The sequence below is a fragment of the Undibacterium sp. 14-3-2 genome (assembly GCF_016595265.1).
Classification (GTDB): Bacteria; Pseudomonadota; Gammaproteobacteria; order Burkholderiales; family Burkholderiaceae_D; genus Undibacterium; species Undibacterium aquatile.
Window position 1 is genome coordinate 219,792 of record NZ_JAENGS010000002.1, and the last position, 13,553, is coordinate 233,344.

Annotated in this window: 13 protein-coding genes; 5 read left to right on the forward strand and 8 right to left on the reverse strand. The window is 49.9% G+C overall.

Going from position 1 to position 13,553, the window contains the following annotated elements; all coding sequences use genetic code 11:
- Positions 1-93 precede the first annotated feature (93 nt).
- From kdsB to Undi14_RS05565, 5 genes are all read right to left on the reverse strand, one after another.
- Entirely contained in the window at positions 94-849 is a 756-nt protein-coding gene (kdsB, locus tag Undi14_RS05545) for a 3-deoxy-manno-octulosonate cytidylyltransferase (RefSeq protein ID WP_190479434.1), read from the reverse strand.
- Positions 850-861: 12 nt separating this feature from the next.
- Positions 862-1,047 (reverse strand): Trm112 family protein, encoded by a 186-nt coding sequence (locus Undi14_RS05550; RefSeq protein ID WP_200178566.1) that lies wholly within the window; start codon positions 1,045-1,047, stop codon positions 862-864.
- Positions 1,028-2,071, reverse strand: coding sequence for a tetraacyldisaccharide 4'-kinase (gene lpxK, locus Undi14_RS05555; protein ID WP_200178568.1), 1,044 nt, complete (start codon positions 2,069-2,071; stop codon positions 1,028-1,030). The genes Undi14_RS05550 and lpxK overlap by 20 nt, the downstream gene beginning before the upstream one ends.
- A gap of 142 nt (positions 2,072-2,213) precedes the next feature.
- On the reverse strand, positions 2,214-2,663 hold the full coding sequence (locus Undi14_RS05560) for a biopolymer transporter ExbD (RefSeq protein WP_186883144.1): 450 nt from the start codon (positions 2,661-2,663) through the stop codon (positions 2,214-2,216).
- A gap of 2 nt (positions 2,664-2,665) precedes the next feature.
- Positions 2,666-3,271: a MotA/TolQ/ExbB proton channel family protein gene (locus Undi14_RS05565; RefSeq protein ID WP_186883143.1), complete on the reverse strand. Its 606-nt coding sequence runs from the start codon at positions 3,269-3,271 to the stop codon at positions 2,666-2,668.
- A 1,145-nt stretch (positions 3,272-4,416) separates the two neighbouring features.
- On the opposite strand from Undi14_RS05565, the gene xseA reads away from it, so the two are divergent.
- From xseA to Undi14_RS05580, 3 genes are all read left to right on the forward strand, one after another.
- Positions 4,417-5,778 carry an exodeoxyribonuclease VII large subunit gene (xseA, locus tag Undi14_RS05570; protein ID WP_200178570.1) on the forward strand — a complete coding sequence of 454 codons (1,362 nt, stop codon included), beginning with the start codon at positions 4,417-4,419 and terminating at the stop codon, positions 5,776-5,778.
- A 190-nt stretch (positions 5,779-5,968) separates the two neighbouring features.
- Complete coding sequence (sodB, locus tag Undi14_RS05575; RefSeq protein ID WP_186883141.1) at positions 5,969-6,547, forward strand: superoxide dismutase [Fe]; 579 nt, start codon at positions 5,969-5,971, stop codon at positions 6,545-6,547.
- A gap of 217 nt (positions 6,548-6,764) precedes the next feature.
- Positions 6,765-7,637: a DMT family transporter gene (locus Undi14_RS05580; RefSeq protein WP_186883140.1), complete on the forward strand. Its 873-nt coding sequence runs from the start codon at positions 6,765-6,767 to the stop codon at positions 7,635-7,637.
- A gap of 65 nt (positions 7,638-7,702) precedes the next feature.
- Here the strand turns inward: Undi14_RS05580 and Undi14_RS05585 are convergent, their stop codons facing one another.
- From Undi14_RS05585 to Undi14_RS05595, 3 genes are read right to left on the reverse strand one after another with little or no spacing between them, the layout of a single operon-like run.
- Positions 7,703-8,635, reverse strand: a complete 933-nt coding sequence (locus Undi14_RS05585) for a hypothetical protein (protein WP_200178571.1) — start codon at positions 8,633-8,635, stop codon at positions 7,703-7,705.
- The gene (locus tag Undi14_RS05590; protein ID WP_190479424.1) at positions 8,632-9,489 is read right to left on the reverse strand and encodes an ABC transporter ATP-binding protein; all 858 of its coding nucleotides are present in this window, start codon (positions 9,487-9,489) and stop codon (positions 8,632-8,634) included. Before Undi14_RS05590 ends, Undi14_RS05585 begins: the two co-directional genes overlap by 4 nt.
- Positions 9,486-9,866 carry a GntR family transcriptional regulator gene (locus tag Undi14_RS05595; protein ID WP_200178572.1) on the reverse strand — a complete coding sequence of 127 codons (381 nt, stop codon included), beginning with the start codon at positions 9,864-9,866 and terminating at the stop codon, positions 9,486-9,488. The genes Undi14_RS05590 and Undi14_RS05595 overlap by 4 nt, the downstream gene beginning before the upstream one ends.
- A 385-nt stretch (positions 9,867-10,251) precedes the next feature.
- On the opposite strand from Undi14_RS05595, the gene Undi14_RS05600 reads away from it, so the two are divergent.
- Together Undi14_RS05600 and Undi14_RS05605 are read left to right on the forward strand one after the other, a co-directional pair.
- Positions 10,252-12,939 (forward strand): S9 family peptidase, encoded by a 2,688-nt coding sequence (locus Undi14_RS05600; RefSeq protein WP_200178573.1) that lies wholly within the window; start codon positions 10,252-10,254, stop codon positions 12,937-12,939.
- Positions 12,940-13,228: 289 nt separating this feature from the next.
- A complete protein-coding gene (locus tag Undi14_RS05605) occupies positions 13,229-13,540 on the forward strand; it encodes a hypothetical protein (protein WP_186883135.1) in 312 nt (103 codons plus the stop codon).
- Positions 13,541-13,553 lie beyond the last annotated feature (13 nt).

A 13,553-nucleotide genomic window follows, 5' to 3' on the forward strand; every position in this document is an offset into this window, starting at 1 on the left:
ATAACACAGAATCTTTTCACGAAACTTACCACAATTTCAGGGCTTATTGCTGTCTGAATATGAAATCAATCCAGAGTTCATCAATGTTATAGCTCATTTTCCTGAAAAAATACGACGAACCCGTTCCAGATCTTCCTGCGTATCCACACCGGCCGCCGGGCTATCCTGCGTCACATGCACCGCAATCGGATATCCATGCCACAGCACGCGCAACTGCTCCAGCGCCTCGATCTGCTCGAGAGGCGAGATATCGAGTTGCGGGTATTGTTGTAAAAAATCATTGCGGTACGCATACAGACCGATGTGGCGCAGCGGCGTATAGCCAGCCGGCAAATGATCGCGACTCGCGGCAAACGCATCGCGGTGCCAAGGGATTGTTGCGCGCGAAAAATACAAAGCGCGGCCGGATTTATCCAGCACCACTTTCACCACATTCGGATTAAAAACTTCGGCCACTTCGTGCAAGGGATGTGCTGCGGTCGCCATCGGTACCTGCGCGTTCACCAGCGCAGCAGTTGCGGCAATCAGCGCCGGATCGATTAAGGGCTCGTCCCCCTGCACATTCACCACCACGGCGTCTGCTGGCAATTGCATGCTGGCGGCCACCTCAGCAATCCTATCCGTACCAGATGGATGATCCGGGCGCGTCATGCACACAGGCACACCGTGCGCCTCGCAGGCAGCGACAATATCGGCGTGATCGGTTGCCACCATGATCGCACTGGCACCGGATGCCAGCGCACGTTCGGCAGTGCGCACCACCATAGGCTTACCAGCGATATCCGCGAGCGGTTTATTTGGCAGGCGACTCGATGCCAGTCGTGCCGGAATAATGGCGATGAAACTCATACGGCGCCCCGTTCAACGCGCGTCGATTTCTTCTTGCGTCAGGGTGCGCGCCTGATCTGTCCACATGACAGGAATATCGTCACGCACAGGAAACGCCAGTTTATCGGCATAGCAAATTAATTCTTGCGCAGCCTTGTTGTACACCAAATGTCCCTTGCAGACAGGACAAACCAAAATATCAAGCAGGCGAGCTTCCATGCTTTTTCTCCGAAATCATTTGAAGTAGATCTGCTGCAAATGTGCCGCCGAGTTGCGCCTCAACAGGCACAACCCAGATGCGGGCATCGTTTTGCAATGCAGGAATTTGTCGACATTTTACTGCATCCTTTTCCGTGATCAGAATGCAATCGGCAGCGATGGCCTGAAAAGTCGCGGCATCGAAAGCGAAATGATCCGGCAACGCCACGCCTTCACATTGCAAACCCGCGTTAGCCAGCGTCGTGAAAAAACGCTGCGGATGACCGATGCCAGCAACCGCACACAAACGCTTAGCAGCAAAATTGGCGAGGGGCTGGCGACATTCCGGCTCCGCCAGTTGATACACCTGTTGTGCTTGTAATTGCATGCGAACCGCGTCAGCGGGAATACCGGGCACCGCTGCGGCGCTGATCTCAGCGGGTGCGTTGAGAACGGTGAAATCACGTCGTCTTTGTACCGGTTCGCGTAAAGGGCCCGCAGGTAACATCCAGCCATTACCTGCGCCACGCTGATCGAACAACATGATTTCGATATCACGCGCCAGAAAGTAATGCTGCAAGCCATCGTCGGCAATCAGGATATCCACCTCAGTATGCGATGCCAGCAATGCGCGCCCCGCTGCAACGCGATCCCGCCCGACGGCCACCGGAACACCCGTGCGTTGCGCGATCAACAGCGGCTCATCGCCGACCTGTGACGCAAGCGCGCCCGCCGTCAGCAGCGTCACGTTGTCGGCTTGCGCCCCATAGCCACGCGAAATAACGCCGGGCCGATAACCAGCCGCCAGCAATTGCTGCACCAGCCAGATCACCAACGGGGTTTTGCCGGTGCCACCGACATAGATATTGCCGACCACGATCACCGGCACACTGAGTTTCGCTTGCGCTTTGTAACCCAGCACAAACAAGCCGAAGCGGAACGTAACAATCAGCTGAAACAGTCTGGACAGCGGCCACAACAAGCACGCCATGACGCCGCGCTTTTGCCACGCCTGCAACAGCCAGGATTCCAGCCAGACCCGCATCTTTCTTCCTCTGCTAAAAAAACAAGCGGGGAGTAAGATACTCCCCGGTAGTATGCTACTTAAAAATGAGATTGCCCGCTAAAACATTGGGGTTGTGGGCACCGTATTCACATACTCCCCAAAATCACCATGCCGGAGAGGCTTATTTACTGCGGCTTCCAGCCTGGGCTGCGAATGTCACTTTGGCTAATCCGGCGATACGGGCCGCTTCCAGCACATCGATCACCGATTGGTGCGTCGCCGCCCGATCTGCATTAATGATCACAACGGGCTCAGCCTGCGCGCCAGTCGAGCCCTCGGCCAGCGCGGCACTGGCACGCCGCAAATCCTCGGCCAGCGTCGCAGTATCCAGAAAAGAAACCGCCTGATTATTGATCTTGTATCGCCCTTGCGCATCGATACCGATATCAATCTGATTTGGCTTTTCCTGTGCTTTTTCGGCGTCTGCGGTTGGCAGCGTGATCTGTAACTCGGTGAAACGGCTATACGTCGTCGTCACCATCAGAAAAATCAGGATGACCAGCAGCACGTCAATAAACGGGATCAGGTTAATTTCAGGCTCTTCCCTGCCCTTTCCTTTACGAAAGTTCATATTTACTTTCTGGCGCTATGCACGACATCAACGAATTTGACTGCCTGTTGTTCCATATCGACCACAAGGCTGTCCACCAGGGCTCTGAAATGGCGATAAGCGACCAGCGCCGGCATCGCGATCAGCAGACCAAAACCCGTGTTGTACAAGGCAACCGAAATACCATGCGCCAATTGCGCCGGATTCGCGCCCGTCGCCGTTTGTGAACCGAAAATTTCTATCATCCCGACCACTGTGCCGAACAAACCCATCAATGGCGCCAATGAGGCAATCGTGCCCAGCGTCGTCAAGAATCGCTCCAGCTCATGTGCGACCGCAGCACCGGCTTCTTCTATCGACTCTTTCATCACTTCGCGTGGCGCGCTGACGTTGCGCAAACCCGCAGCCAGTACTTTGCCCAAAGGGGAGTTGCCTGCAAGTTGTTGTATCACTTCCGGCTTTACCTTACCCGACTGATACACCCGTATCACTTCATCGAGCAGCGTCGATGGCAGAATTTTATTGCGGCGCAAGGAAAAACTGCGCTCAATAATCAGCGTTAAGGCGATCACGGAAGAAATCAACAACAGATAAATAGGCCAGCCGGCAGCTTGAATGATGGCGAACAAAGCGCACTCCTAGTAGGTTCAGAAATCCAACCCCGCAATGTAGCGCTTTGTGTGCTGACGGGCAAGGGTACTGAAGAAAAAAACGACGTCTGTGCATATCTCCCATGTTTTACACAAAATCTGTGCGCAAGCTTGTGGATAAGTATGACATAGCACCGTAAGCCTTTGAAATAAAAAAGATTTCCGGTAACGCTCAAGAATTAGGCAACCTTGATCAGGGTAAATACCGGGTTTTCCCGGCCATATTTTTTCTTATTTCTGCACACTTTATGTGGACAAGCTTGTGCACAAGCGCTGCGAAACAAGTTAAGTCCCTGATTTATAAATAGATTAATCTTCTGCAAATTATTTAGGCAAAGTGCTTTTTTTCAGCCATTTTGCTCAAAATAACAGCAAGCCTGTGCATGCAGTGGACAACTCCATTGTTTTGCACAAATTATGTGGACAAATTTGTGCAGAATGCTGAAAAAGAGCTGCAATTAATTGATTTATATAGATAAATATAATCAGCTTAAAAATTGGGCAAATCAGGTTTTGAGGCTGTTCATTACCTTTTTATGATCACAAAACCGAAAGTATCCGGCCTCTGCAGAGGATAACTCTGACTTTTTGCACATTTTTTGTGGACAACATTGTGAAAAAGACTGGGGAATCATGTTAAGTCCATGATTTATATCAACTATTTTATAAAGCCTGTTTTTTAAGCACACGTTAAAAAGACGAGATCGCAAAGAAATAATTACTTACAAAGCAAGTTTTTCTGTGAACAAGTCCATTTTTCTCACATTTTTTGTGGACAAGACTGTGCAAAAGGAAAAGAAAACGCACTAACTCCATGATTTTATTAAGAAATACTGTTCTGCATAAAATATAAGCAAAACCTGCTTCCCGTCACTGCTTTGAAGATACCCACAGTTTATGCACTTATTCTGTGGATAAGTTTGTGCACAAGCCTTGTATCGTTCTGTAACTCCATTGATTTGTAAGGATTTTTTCATATTGCCTGATTTATTTGCAGAGAGATTGATAATAAAAATCAAGGACTTATATTCAGAATTTGCATTTCTTTTGACTTATTACTGTCGTAATGACATGCTGGTGACCGCCACAAGCTTCTGTGGACAGCTTTTTTGATTGTATGCCTCATGAACACTGATTCCCGCCCTTCAAACTCAATTGCGACAAGCGCTGTCATCAGTGTTTCGGCGCTTAACAGCGCCGTAGCGCAATTATTGGAACGCAATATCCCGCTGACCTGGGTTTCCGGCGAAATATCGAATTTCACCCGCGCCAGCTCTGGACATTGGTATTTCACCCTCAAAGACAGCGCGGCTCAGGTGCGTGCCGTCATGTTTCGGGGGCGCGCCCAGTATGCTGATTTCCAGCCGCGCGAAGGCGATAAAGTCGAGGTGCGGGCGCTGGTGACGCTGTACGCGCCGCGCGGTGATTACCAGCTAAGCGTGGAAGCGATACGTCGTGCCGGGGTCGGCAACCTGTATGAAGCTTTTTTACGTCTGAAGGCGCAACTGGGCCAGGAAGGCTTATTTGATCAGGAACGCAAACGCCCGCTGCCGGTCTTCCCAAAAACCATAGGCATCGTCACCAGCCCACAGGCAGCCGCATTGCGCGACGTACTGACAACACTGCGCCGTCGCGTGCCACATATTCAGGTCATCCTGTATCCAACGCTGGTACAAGGTGAAGGAGCCGGTGCCAAAATCGCGCAGGCAATAGCCACCGCAGCCGCACGGGAAGAATGTGATGTGCTGCTGGTCTGCCGAGGCGGTGGCAGCATAGAAGACTTATGGGCATTCAATGAGGAAATCGTCGCCCGCACCATCGCCAACTGCCCCATGCCCGTGATTGCCGGCATCGGCCACGAGACCGACTTTACGATTGCCGATTTCGCCGCCGATATGCGCGCAGCAACGCCGACGGCCGCCGCAGAGCTCGCGGCCACACCGCGTGCCGACTGGATCGCAGGGTTGGAGCAGCAGCAACAACGCATGCAAAGAGCAACGCACAGACAACTCGCGACCCAGAGTCAGACACTGGACTGGCTTTCACGCCGCCTGCTCAGCCCGGCGGCGGCGATTTCATTAAAACGACAGCAATTACAGCATTGCCTGCAAAGTTTGCGTTACAGCAGCGGAATTCCCTTGCAACGTTCCCGCCACGCACTGGCACAACTAAACACGCAACTGAAAAACCAGCGCCCTGACGTGAATTCGGCACGTACACAAGTAAACGAACTCCGGCATCGCTTGCAGCAATGCCAGCGCCACGCGCTATCGCAACAGCGCCAACAACTAAGTGCGTTGCAGACACAGCTGGAACTACTCAATCCGCAACGCACGCTGGATCGCGGATATGCGATTATCCGCGACCACAAAGGCAAACTCCTGCGTTCAACACAGGAGTTGCACCCGCAAAGCCTGATCAACATCCGTTTGGCGAATGGCAGCGCCGAAGTTGGCATCAGCAGCGTCCAGACCAGCCTGGATTAATGACAGCAAACCCGGCTGCATAGCAATTTTCATAGCATCATCTGAGGCAGCAAATTCAATCTGGTGGTGCAGACCTGATCCGGAAAACCACACTGGTGCGCTGCAAGCTTTTGCACAAACGCTTACAATGGCTGTTTTACCCGTTCGTCGTTCAAACGGAACCCACTGAAGAAAACTAAAAGGACACATCATGGAACATACCTTACCGGCATTGCCCTATGCATTGGACGCTCTGGCTCCGCACATTTCCAAAGAAACACTGGAATATCACTACGGCAAACATCACCAGACTTATGTGACCAACCTGAACAACCTGATCAAAGGTACGGAATTCGAAAATTCCACACTCGAGGAAATCGTCAAAAAATCTTCCGCTGGTGTCTTCAACAATGCCGCGCAAATCTGGAATCACACTTTCTACTGGAATGGCCTGAAACCTAATGGTGGTGGCGCTCCTACTGGTGCACTGGCTGACGCGATCAACGCAAAATGGGGTTCTTTCGATGCATTCAAAGAAGCCTTCAATAAATCAGCTGTCGGCAATTTCGGTTCTTCATGGACATGGCTGGTGAAAAAAGCTGACGGTACATTGGATATCGTCAACACATCGAATGCAGCGACACCGCTGACAACAACAGACAAACCACTGATCACTTGCGATCTGTGGGAACACGCTTACTACATCGACTACCGTAATGCCCGTCCAAAATATCTGGAAGCATTCTGGGCGCTGGTTAACTGGGATTTCGCTGCAGCGAACCTGGCGTAAGTTACCGTGTTACCGGGTCTGTTCTGACATCAGTTGGAACAGATGAAAAAAACCTGTGCATGTTTCGGCATCACAGGTTTTTTTTCATCTATGCCCAAAATGCTTTATGCGAAGATGTAGAAAAATGGTCGCAAATATCTGGTAGCGACGCTCGCATCAAACACCCGGACAACAACGCTAAACCATTAAACATCCACCCTGAACGAATGAATCTCGTATGCAATCAAACCAGAGCTTGTTACTGAAATCTTTGCCCGCCATTTTCATCTTTATCTGGGCGTCCGGTTATGTGGTCGCCAAGTATGGCCTGCCCTATGCAGAACCGCTGACGTTTTTATGCATGCGCTATCTGGGCGTGGTCGTTATGATGCTGACGCTCGCCATACTCATGCGTGCACCGTGGCCCGCCCGCAAAGACCTGTTACCAATTGCCATCGCGGGCATACTGATGCAAGCTTTGTATCTCGGCGGTATCTGGTGCGCCGTCAAGCTCGGTATGCCGGCAGGTGTAGCAGCGCTGATCGCTAATATCCAACCTATTCTGACAGCGGTCATGGGGCCGTTCATCGGCGAACGCATCCGTGGTAAACAATGGCTGGGGCTGGCTTTCGGTATCGCTGGCGTGGGTCTGGTCGTGGCGAACAAAATTTCTGTCGTCGCTTTGTCGCTGACCAGTGTCAGTCTGGCCGTGATGGCGTTATTTGCGATGACGATAGGCACCCTGTATCAGAAAAAAACCTGCCCTTCGTTTGATGTGCGCACCGGGCAAGTGATTCAATTTGCGGCGTCGCTGCTGGTTACCGCGCCATTTGCATGGATGCTGGAAACGCAAACTATATTATGGACACCACAATTTTTCGGCGCACTTGCATGGTCTGTTCTGGTGCTATCCGGTATCGGTATCTCGGTTTTGTACATCATGATACGGCACGGCGAAGCAACCAAAGTCACCAGCTATATGTATCTGGTACCGGCCGTCACCGCTGCGATGGCGTGGCTGATGTTTGGTGAGCAATTCACCCTGACCGCGTTGGCGGGAATGAGTATTGCGCTGGCAGGCGTAGCCTTGGTCGTCAGACCGGCACGCTGAAATAAAAGATAAAAAATTAAAAATAAAAAGGCCTGAAACCGATGTGTTTCAGGCCTTTTTAACGATCACTCGCGGTAAGTCCGCATACGGATAGCTCCGTAGATGAATAATGCACCGATCAGCACTCCGCACCAGATATTCAGATGCAGGAATGTATCCCAGCTATCCGTTGGTGCTGAACGCACGATAGAATCCAGCACATTTTTAAACCCGTTATGCTGCTTGAGTAATTCAGCATTCAATAACCAGCTGAATGGCAAAAGACTAAATAGCAAGCGCCCCAGCCACAAATAGACAAAAGAATCGAGCGTCATATTCAACGATTTGCAGAGCAGAACCAGCAGCAAAAAGACGGCGACCGGCCCCAGTACTGCCCACAAACCGACCCGCTTGGTCAGCACGCTGGAGACCAGCAACAACCAACCCACCGTTGGTAATGACCACAAAATAAACACCGGAAAAACTCTTAAGGTATCAAGAACCGGCGACCAGAGTCCTGCATGACTGAATACCGATAAAAACAGCCAGCGCCCCTGTAAAGCATGGCCGATGCATAAGATGCTTAACGCCAGAATATTGGAAATGATTGAAGCGACCAACATGAAAAGAGGAATCGCCAGCACTCCGAACAACACTTTGGCCATCACCGTTTGCGCGTCAGAGACCGGCAAAGATTTCCAGAACAGAATACTACGGTCTTTTCTTTCTTCACTCAGGGCTCCGGAAAAATACGAGTACATGAAAAAAATCATGGCAACGCAAAAACCAAACATCCGTCCTGCCAGGCTATGTCCGGCAATGCCATCCACTTCTTTACTCAGTTGCTCGGCTGTCAGTACCGCACCAGGCAAGATACGGGATGCGTCAGGGTCTTGCATCACGATGGCAGAAATAATTGCGGATACAACAGATAAAGCTATCAGGATCAAACCCGTCCGGATAAATAACTGACGACTCTCCCACCATTCCCGCAATAATAAAAACTTCATCGTTTTCATACTTTCCCCCCCTTCATCATCGCCACAAATAAGTCGGCGACGCTCGGTTGTCTGGTTTCTCCAAATTGAGCCAATTGTTCACGGTTGACACCGTCAAACAGCATCGTTGTCTGCCCAAATGTTTTCCGTTGATCGATAGGCTGCAAGGCTTGCGCACGGTCTACAAATTCATCACGCACAATCAATTCGATAAAACGACGCTCCAGCTCCTCCATACTGGATGAGAGGCGGATTTGCCCATCCTGGACGAACATGACATCGCTCAATACGTGCTCGATTTCCTCGACCTGATGCGTGGTGATGATGATGGTTTTATTCTGATCAAAATAATCTTCCAGCAAATCCTGATAAAACTGTTTGCGATAGAGAATATCCAAGCCCAGCGTCGGTTCATCCAGCACCAGCAACTTTGCATCAATCGCCATCACCAGTGCCAGATGCAGTTGCACCACCATGCCTTTCGACATCGATTTAACTTTCTGTTGCGGTTGCAATTTGGTCTTTGCCAAAAAACGCTCCGCTTTCGTACGATTGAATTTCGGATGCACGCCCTCAACAAAATCGATTGCCTGACGTACGGTCAGCCACGAAGGTAATATCGCCACATCAGCAATAAAACTGATTTCCTGCATTAAAGCGTCACGCTCACTGCGCGGATTCAGCCCCAGTACCTGCATTTCACCGTCAAACGGCGTTAATCCAAGTATGGCTTTGAGCGTCGTCGTTTTGCCGGAACCATTTGGTCCGATCAGACCAACGATACGACCAGCCGGAATCTCAAAACTGATATTGTCCAGAACACGCTGCTTACCGTATTTTTTACAAAGATTTTTTGCAGAAACCACGACGCTCATGATTCATCTCCTTTGGTCTGGCGGCGATTCATTTGCGCCAGCAATTCATCTGCGCCTATACCTAATCGGCGGATTCGATCCAGCATGGCTGGCCACTCTTCTTCGATAAAACGCTGCCGCTCGGTCGCCAGCAATTTGTCTGATGCACCTTCCGTCACATACATACCTATTCCCCTGCGTTTTTCCACTAAAGATTCATCGACCAGTTCCTGATACGCCTTCGATACCGTGATCGGATTAATCTGATAATCCGCAGCAATCTGTCTGACAGAAGGCAAGGCATCGCCTGGTTTCAGAACACCGTCCAGTATCATGGCTTGCACCTTCTCCTTCAGTTGCCGATAGATCGGCGACTGATCATGCCAGTTGACACTCATATTCCCTCCTCATTTTCATTGACTGCACCAAACGCGATGCCGTCATCCATTCAGCTTCGACATATCGCTACATGCACACTCCACTTCGACATGAATTAGTGTTGTAGTTAACTATAACACCAAAACAACAAGCATCAAGAACTTTTGATAACTTTTATTCTCAGCAATTTCGCGCATCCCAAGCCAAATGAAAGGAAGCAGATAAAAATAGTTATAACTGCCAGGAACTCTGTCCACAGGTGCAAGTCTATGCAGTTCGTCTGCAAAATAGGTGTCTCTTTTTGCATGTGGAAAACGCAGATACATCCTGTATTTTTCGCATCGAAGAACAACTGATCAGTTGTTCTCTCCGTTCCAATCTATAAAAAAAATGAAGGCAAGTGCTATGTTTCCGAAATTTATCCCCCTCAGTATTGCCCTTGCATGCTCAGGCGCAGCGCTGTTACCGCAGCAAATCGCCCATGCAGCGCCAGCCAGCAATGTCATTGCTAAAGTCATCCCTGCCGAGCTGACATTGGAACAGGTTTTTCGTGCCAAGCCCTACGCCGGGCAGTCTGCGAAAGTGATCAACTTCAGCCACGATGGCCGCTACCTTGCTTACGTCTGGAATCCGTTTAATGAAATCGGCTCTGATTTGTATGTGCACGATACGCAAACAGGGGAAACCCGCCGGATCACTTCGCCAGCACTGATGAAGACTTTCGATGCACCGGAAGTGTGGGATCGATTCGAGAAGAAAGCGAAGCAAAAAGAAAAAGAAGAATCTGATCGTCAGGCAAAAGCAGAAGCCCACGCGGCTTATCTGCGTGGCGAAAAAGTCAATCTGCAACAATGGGAAGAAGCTGGCTTAGAAGAAGTGAAGCGTGAGTTAGCCGATAAAAAAGCCCGCGATGCGAAGAAGAAAGCCGAAGCTGATGCTGAATCTGCAAAAGAAAAAGCTGCCGAGAAAGCAGCAAAAACCAGTGGCACGGCCGATACTGCGGTAGCGAAAGCGGATGAAAAAAAAGACAGTAAAGCCGATAAAGACAGCGACAAACAAAAAGAATTATGGGAATTACGCGATGAACTGAAAAAGAAAATCGCCAAAGAAAAACTGAAACCCAGTGACCTCTATCCCGGTGTCGATTATCTGGTCTGGGCAAATAAAAAGAATGAACTGATATTCCAGTATCGCGGCGATTTATTCCGTCTGCAGGCAGCCAGCGGCAAGGTAGAAAGGCTGACGCAAACCGACAAAGCAGAACGCATCGTCGCTTATCGTGCGGATGACAAAGGCTATATCTACATGGATAGCAAGAGTCTCTACAGTGCCGCCTTTGACAACAGTGCGATTCGTCAGTTGAATCGCGAACTGATTCATCCCGATGATGCAGAGAAAAAATACAGCATCGCCAACACGGTGCTGAGCGAAGATAAACAATGGATGGCAATCTCCGCAGTTGCACCCGATGTCGATGAAGAAACCGGTAAAGTGAAACCATCTTCTGAGCGCCAAGTTGAAATCATGAATTACAACGAGCGTTTTGCGACAGCAAAAAAAGTGCCGCGCGAAGTGTCAGATGACAAACGTAAAATCCCGGCAACGGCCTTGTACATTCGCCGCGTGACCGATACATCTGTCCGTCAGCCGCAACCGGTATTCACTAACAACGGCGGCGACGTCTGGTTTGAAATGAGTAAAGTCAGCTGGGCGAAAGATGGCAGTCGCTATACGTTTTCAACCTGGGAACGTGAAAAAAATCTGCTGCGCATTTATGTAGGTAAAGCAGAAGAAGGTGTCAAGCCAGCACTGGTGTTTGAACGTCGCGGCAATGTTGGTCATGAAGTCGTGAATGTGCTGGAGCCAAAATTTACTCCTGACGGAAAACAGTTGATCGCGGTACTTGACGAGCAGGGATATCGCCAGCCCTACATCATCAGTACCGATAACAGCAATGGCAGCGGTAGCGCTAAAGCCATTCTGAAAGGTGATTTTGAAGCGCATCAGATTATCGGTTTTACACCCGACAGTAAATCGATGTTTGTGCTGGCAAATAAAGACGACTTCGCGTCGATGAATGCATACAAAGTCGATATCGCGAGTGGCGAAATGAAAGTGCTGGGACAAACCGGCGACTTCCATCGTGCCAGCGATGTTGCCGATATCGGCGACAAACTTGCCAGCGTTGCAGGTCAATGGTCGAGCCGTCCGGAATTAAAACTGATCGACGTGAAGACCAGCAAAATCACACCCCTCACGCAAAGTCACGATCCACTGTGGCAAGCGATTGATGTACAACAACCGGAACGCTTCAGTTTCAAAAACCGTCACGGCGATCAGATACAGGCGTATGTTTTCAAGCCAGCGAACTGGAAAACCAGCGATCTGCGTCCGGCCATCGTGTACACCTACGGCGGCCCGTTGAATGACAGACACATCATTGAAACTGACAGCTTCCAGCAGACAGCGTATATGTTTGGTATGTATATGTCGGCGAAAAATGGTTATGTGACGGTTGCGGTTGATCCGCGCGGACATTCCAATTACGGTCGCAAATTCAGCGATGCAAACTGGGAACAGGCTGGCAAACCGCAAACCGAAGATCTCGAAGATCTGGCGCAATACATGCAAAAAAACTTGGGTGTTGATGGTCATCGTATCGGCCTGACAGGCTGGAGTTTCGGCGGTTTCCAGACCCAATACACGATGTACACCAGCCCGGACACCTTCGCTGCAGGGATTGCAGGTGCAGGTCCGACCGAATGGGAAAACTACAATAGCTGGTATAGCGGTCGCACGATAGGCAAGACTGAGCGCAGCAAGCCTAATCTGCGTAAGTATTCTTTATTGCCGCTGACGGCTGGCCTGAAGAAACCACTGCTGCTGGTACACGGCATGCAAGATCCTAACGTGCTGTATCAGGACACGGTGAATGTCTATCGCGCACTACTGGAAAATGGGAAAGAAACGCTGGTCGATCTTTTCCTCGACCCAGATGGGGAACATGCGCTGGGCGGTGCAATCAAAGCAAAAGCTTGGCACAAAAAATATGAAGCCTTTTTCTTGCAGCACTTAGGCTCAGGAAATAAATAAAATCGATAAATCTGAGTGACGTTGAATGAGGCATTTGCGCGCATTGTCACTCTGTTTTCTCTGCGCTCCCGCGCAATGCGGGAGTTTTTATTGGGCAATGCATACTGCATTTTCGCAAGCACCAAGCGTATGTGCCATACCAGACACAGCGCACGCTGATCTGCAATGAGCTTTTACGATCAATATCGTCACGGCAAATTGGAGAAATTATTACCGTTGTGAACGACACTGATACACGCAATAATCGCTTGCACTTTACTCTCGAACAAGACGCTATAAGAAAGTCACTATGAACGCCTTTTCACAATATATGTATTCTGTCCTGCGCCAGGTAACGCAGGAATTCCGCCAGTTCGCATCGAAATGTGCGCTGGCGATGTTGCGTACACCGCTGCCGCGTATTTTCGTCATCTGTATCGCGATTGCTCTCGCGATCAGTCTGATTCCATTTGTACTGAGCTTATTTGTGCTGTTTGTTTTACTGAGAGTATTTCTCGGTCTGCTCAAAACACCGCAGCAAAATCACACTTACGATCAGCAGACATCTCAGTCTTATCAGCAACAACGGATTTACATCAAACGTCTGCGCAGGGATGAATAAAATCGACGCGGCG

Excerpts from the sequence above, each read along its gene's own strand:
- lpxK (WP_200178568.1), bottom strand. The coding sequence starts at position 2,071 with ATGCGGGTCTGGCTGGAATCCTGGCTGTTGCAGGCGTGGCAAAAGCGC.
- Undi14_RS05600 (WP_200178573.1), top strand. The coding sequence starts at position 10,252 with ATGTTTCCGAAATTTATCCCCCTCAGTATTGCCCTTGCATGCTCAGGC.
- Undi14_RS05580 (WP_186883140.1), top strand. The coding sequence starts at position 6,765 with ATGCAATCAAACCAGAGCTTGTTACTGAAATCTTTGCCCGCCATTTTC.
- Undi14_RS05595 (WP_200178572.1), bottom strand. The coding sequence starts at position 9,866 with ATGAGTGTCAACTGGCATGATCAGTCGCCGATCTATCGGCAACTGAAG.
- Undi14_RS05590 (WP_190479424.1), bottom strand. The coding sequence starts at position 9,489 with ATGAGCGTCGTGGTTTCTGCAAAAAATCTTTGTAAAAAATACGGTAAG.
- Undi14_RS05605 (WP_186883135.1), top strand. The coding sequence starts at position 13,229 with ATGAACGCCTTTTCACAATATATGTATTCTGTCCTGCGCCAGGTAACG.
- xseA (WP_200178570.1), top strand. The coding sequence starts at position 4,417 with ATGAACACTGATTCCCGCCCTTCAAACTCAATTGCGACAAGCGCTGTC.
- Undi14_RS05585 (WP_200178571.1), bottom strand. The coding sequence starts at position 8,635 with ATGAAAACGATGAAGTTTTTATTATTGCGGGAATGGTGGGAGAGTCGT.
- Undi14_RS05550 (WP_200178566.1), bottom strand. The coding sequence starts at position 1,047 with ATGGAAGCTCGCCTGCTTGATATTTTGGTTTGTCCTGTCTGCAAGGGA.
- Undi14_RS05560 (WP_186883144.1), bottom strand. The coding sequence starts at position 2,663 with ATGAACTTTCGTAAAGGAAAGGGCAGGGAAGAGCCTGAAATTAACCTG.
- kdsB (WP_190479434.1), bottom strand. The coding sequence starts at position 849 with ATGAGTTTCATCGCCATTATTCCGGCACGACTGGCATCGAGTCGCCTG.
- sodB (WP_186883141.1), top strand. The coding sequence starts at position 5,969 with ATGGAACATACCTTACCGGCATTGCCCTATGCATTGGACGCTCTGGCT.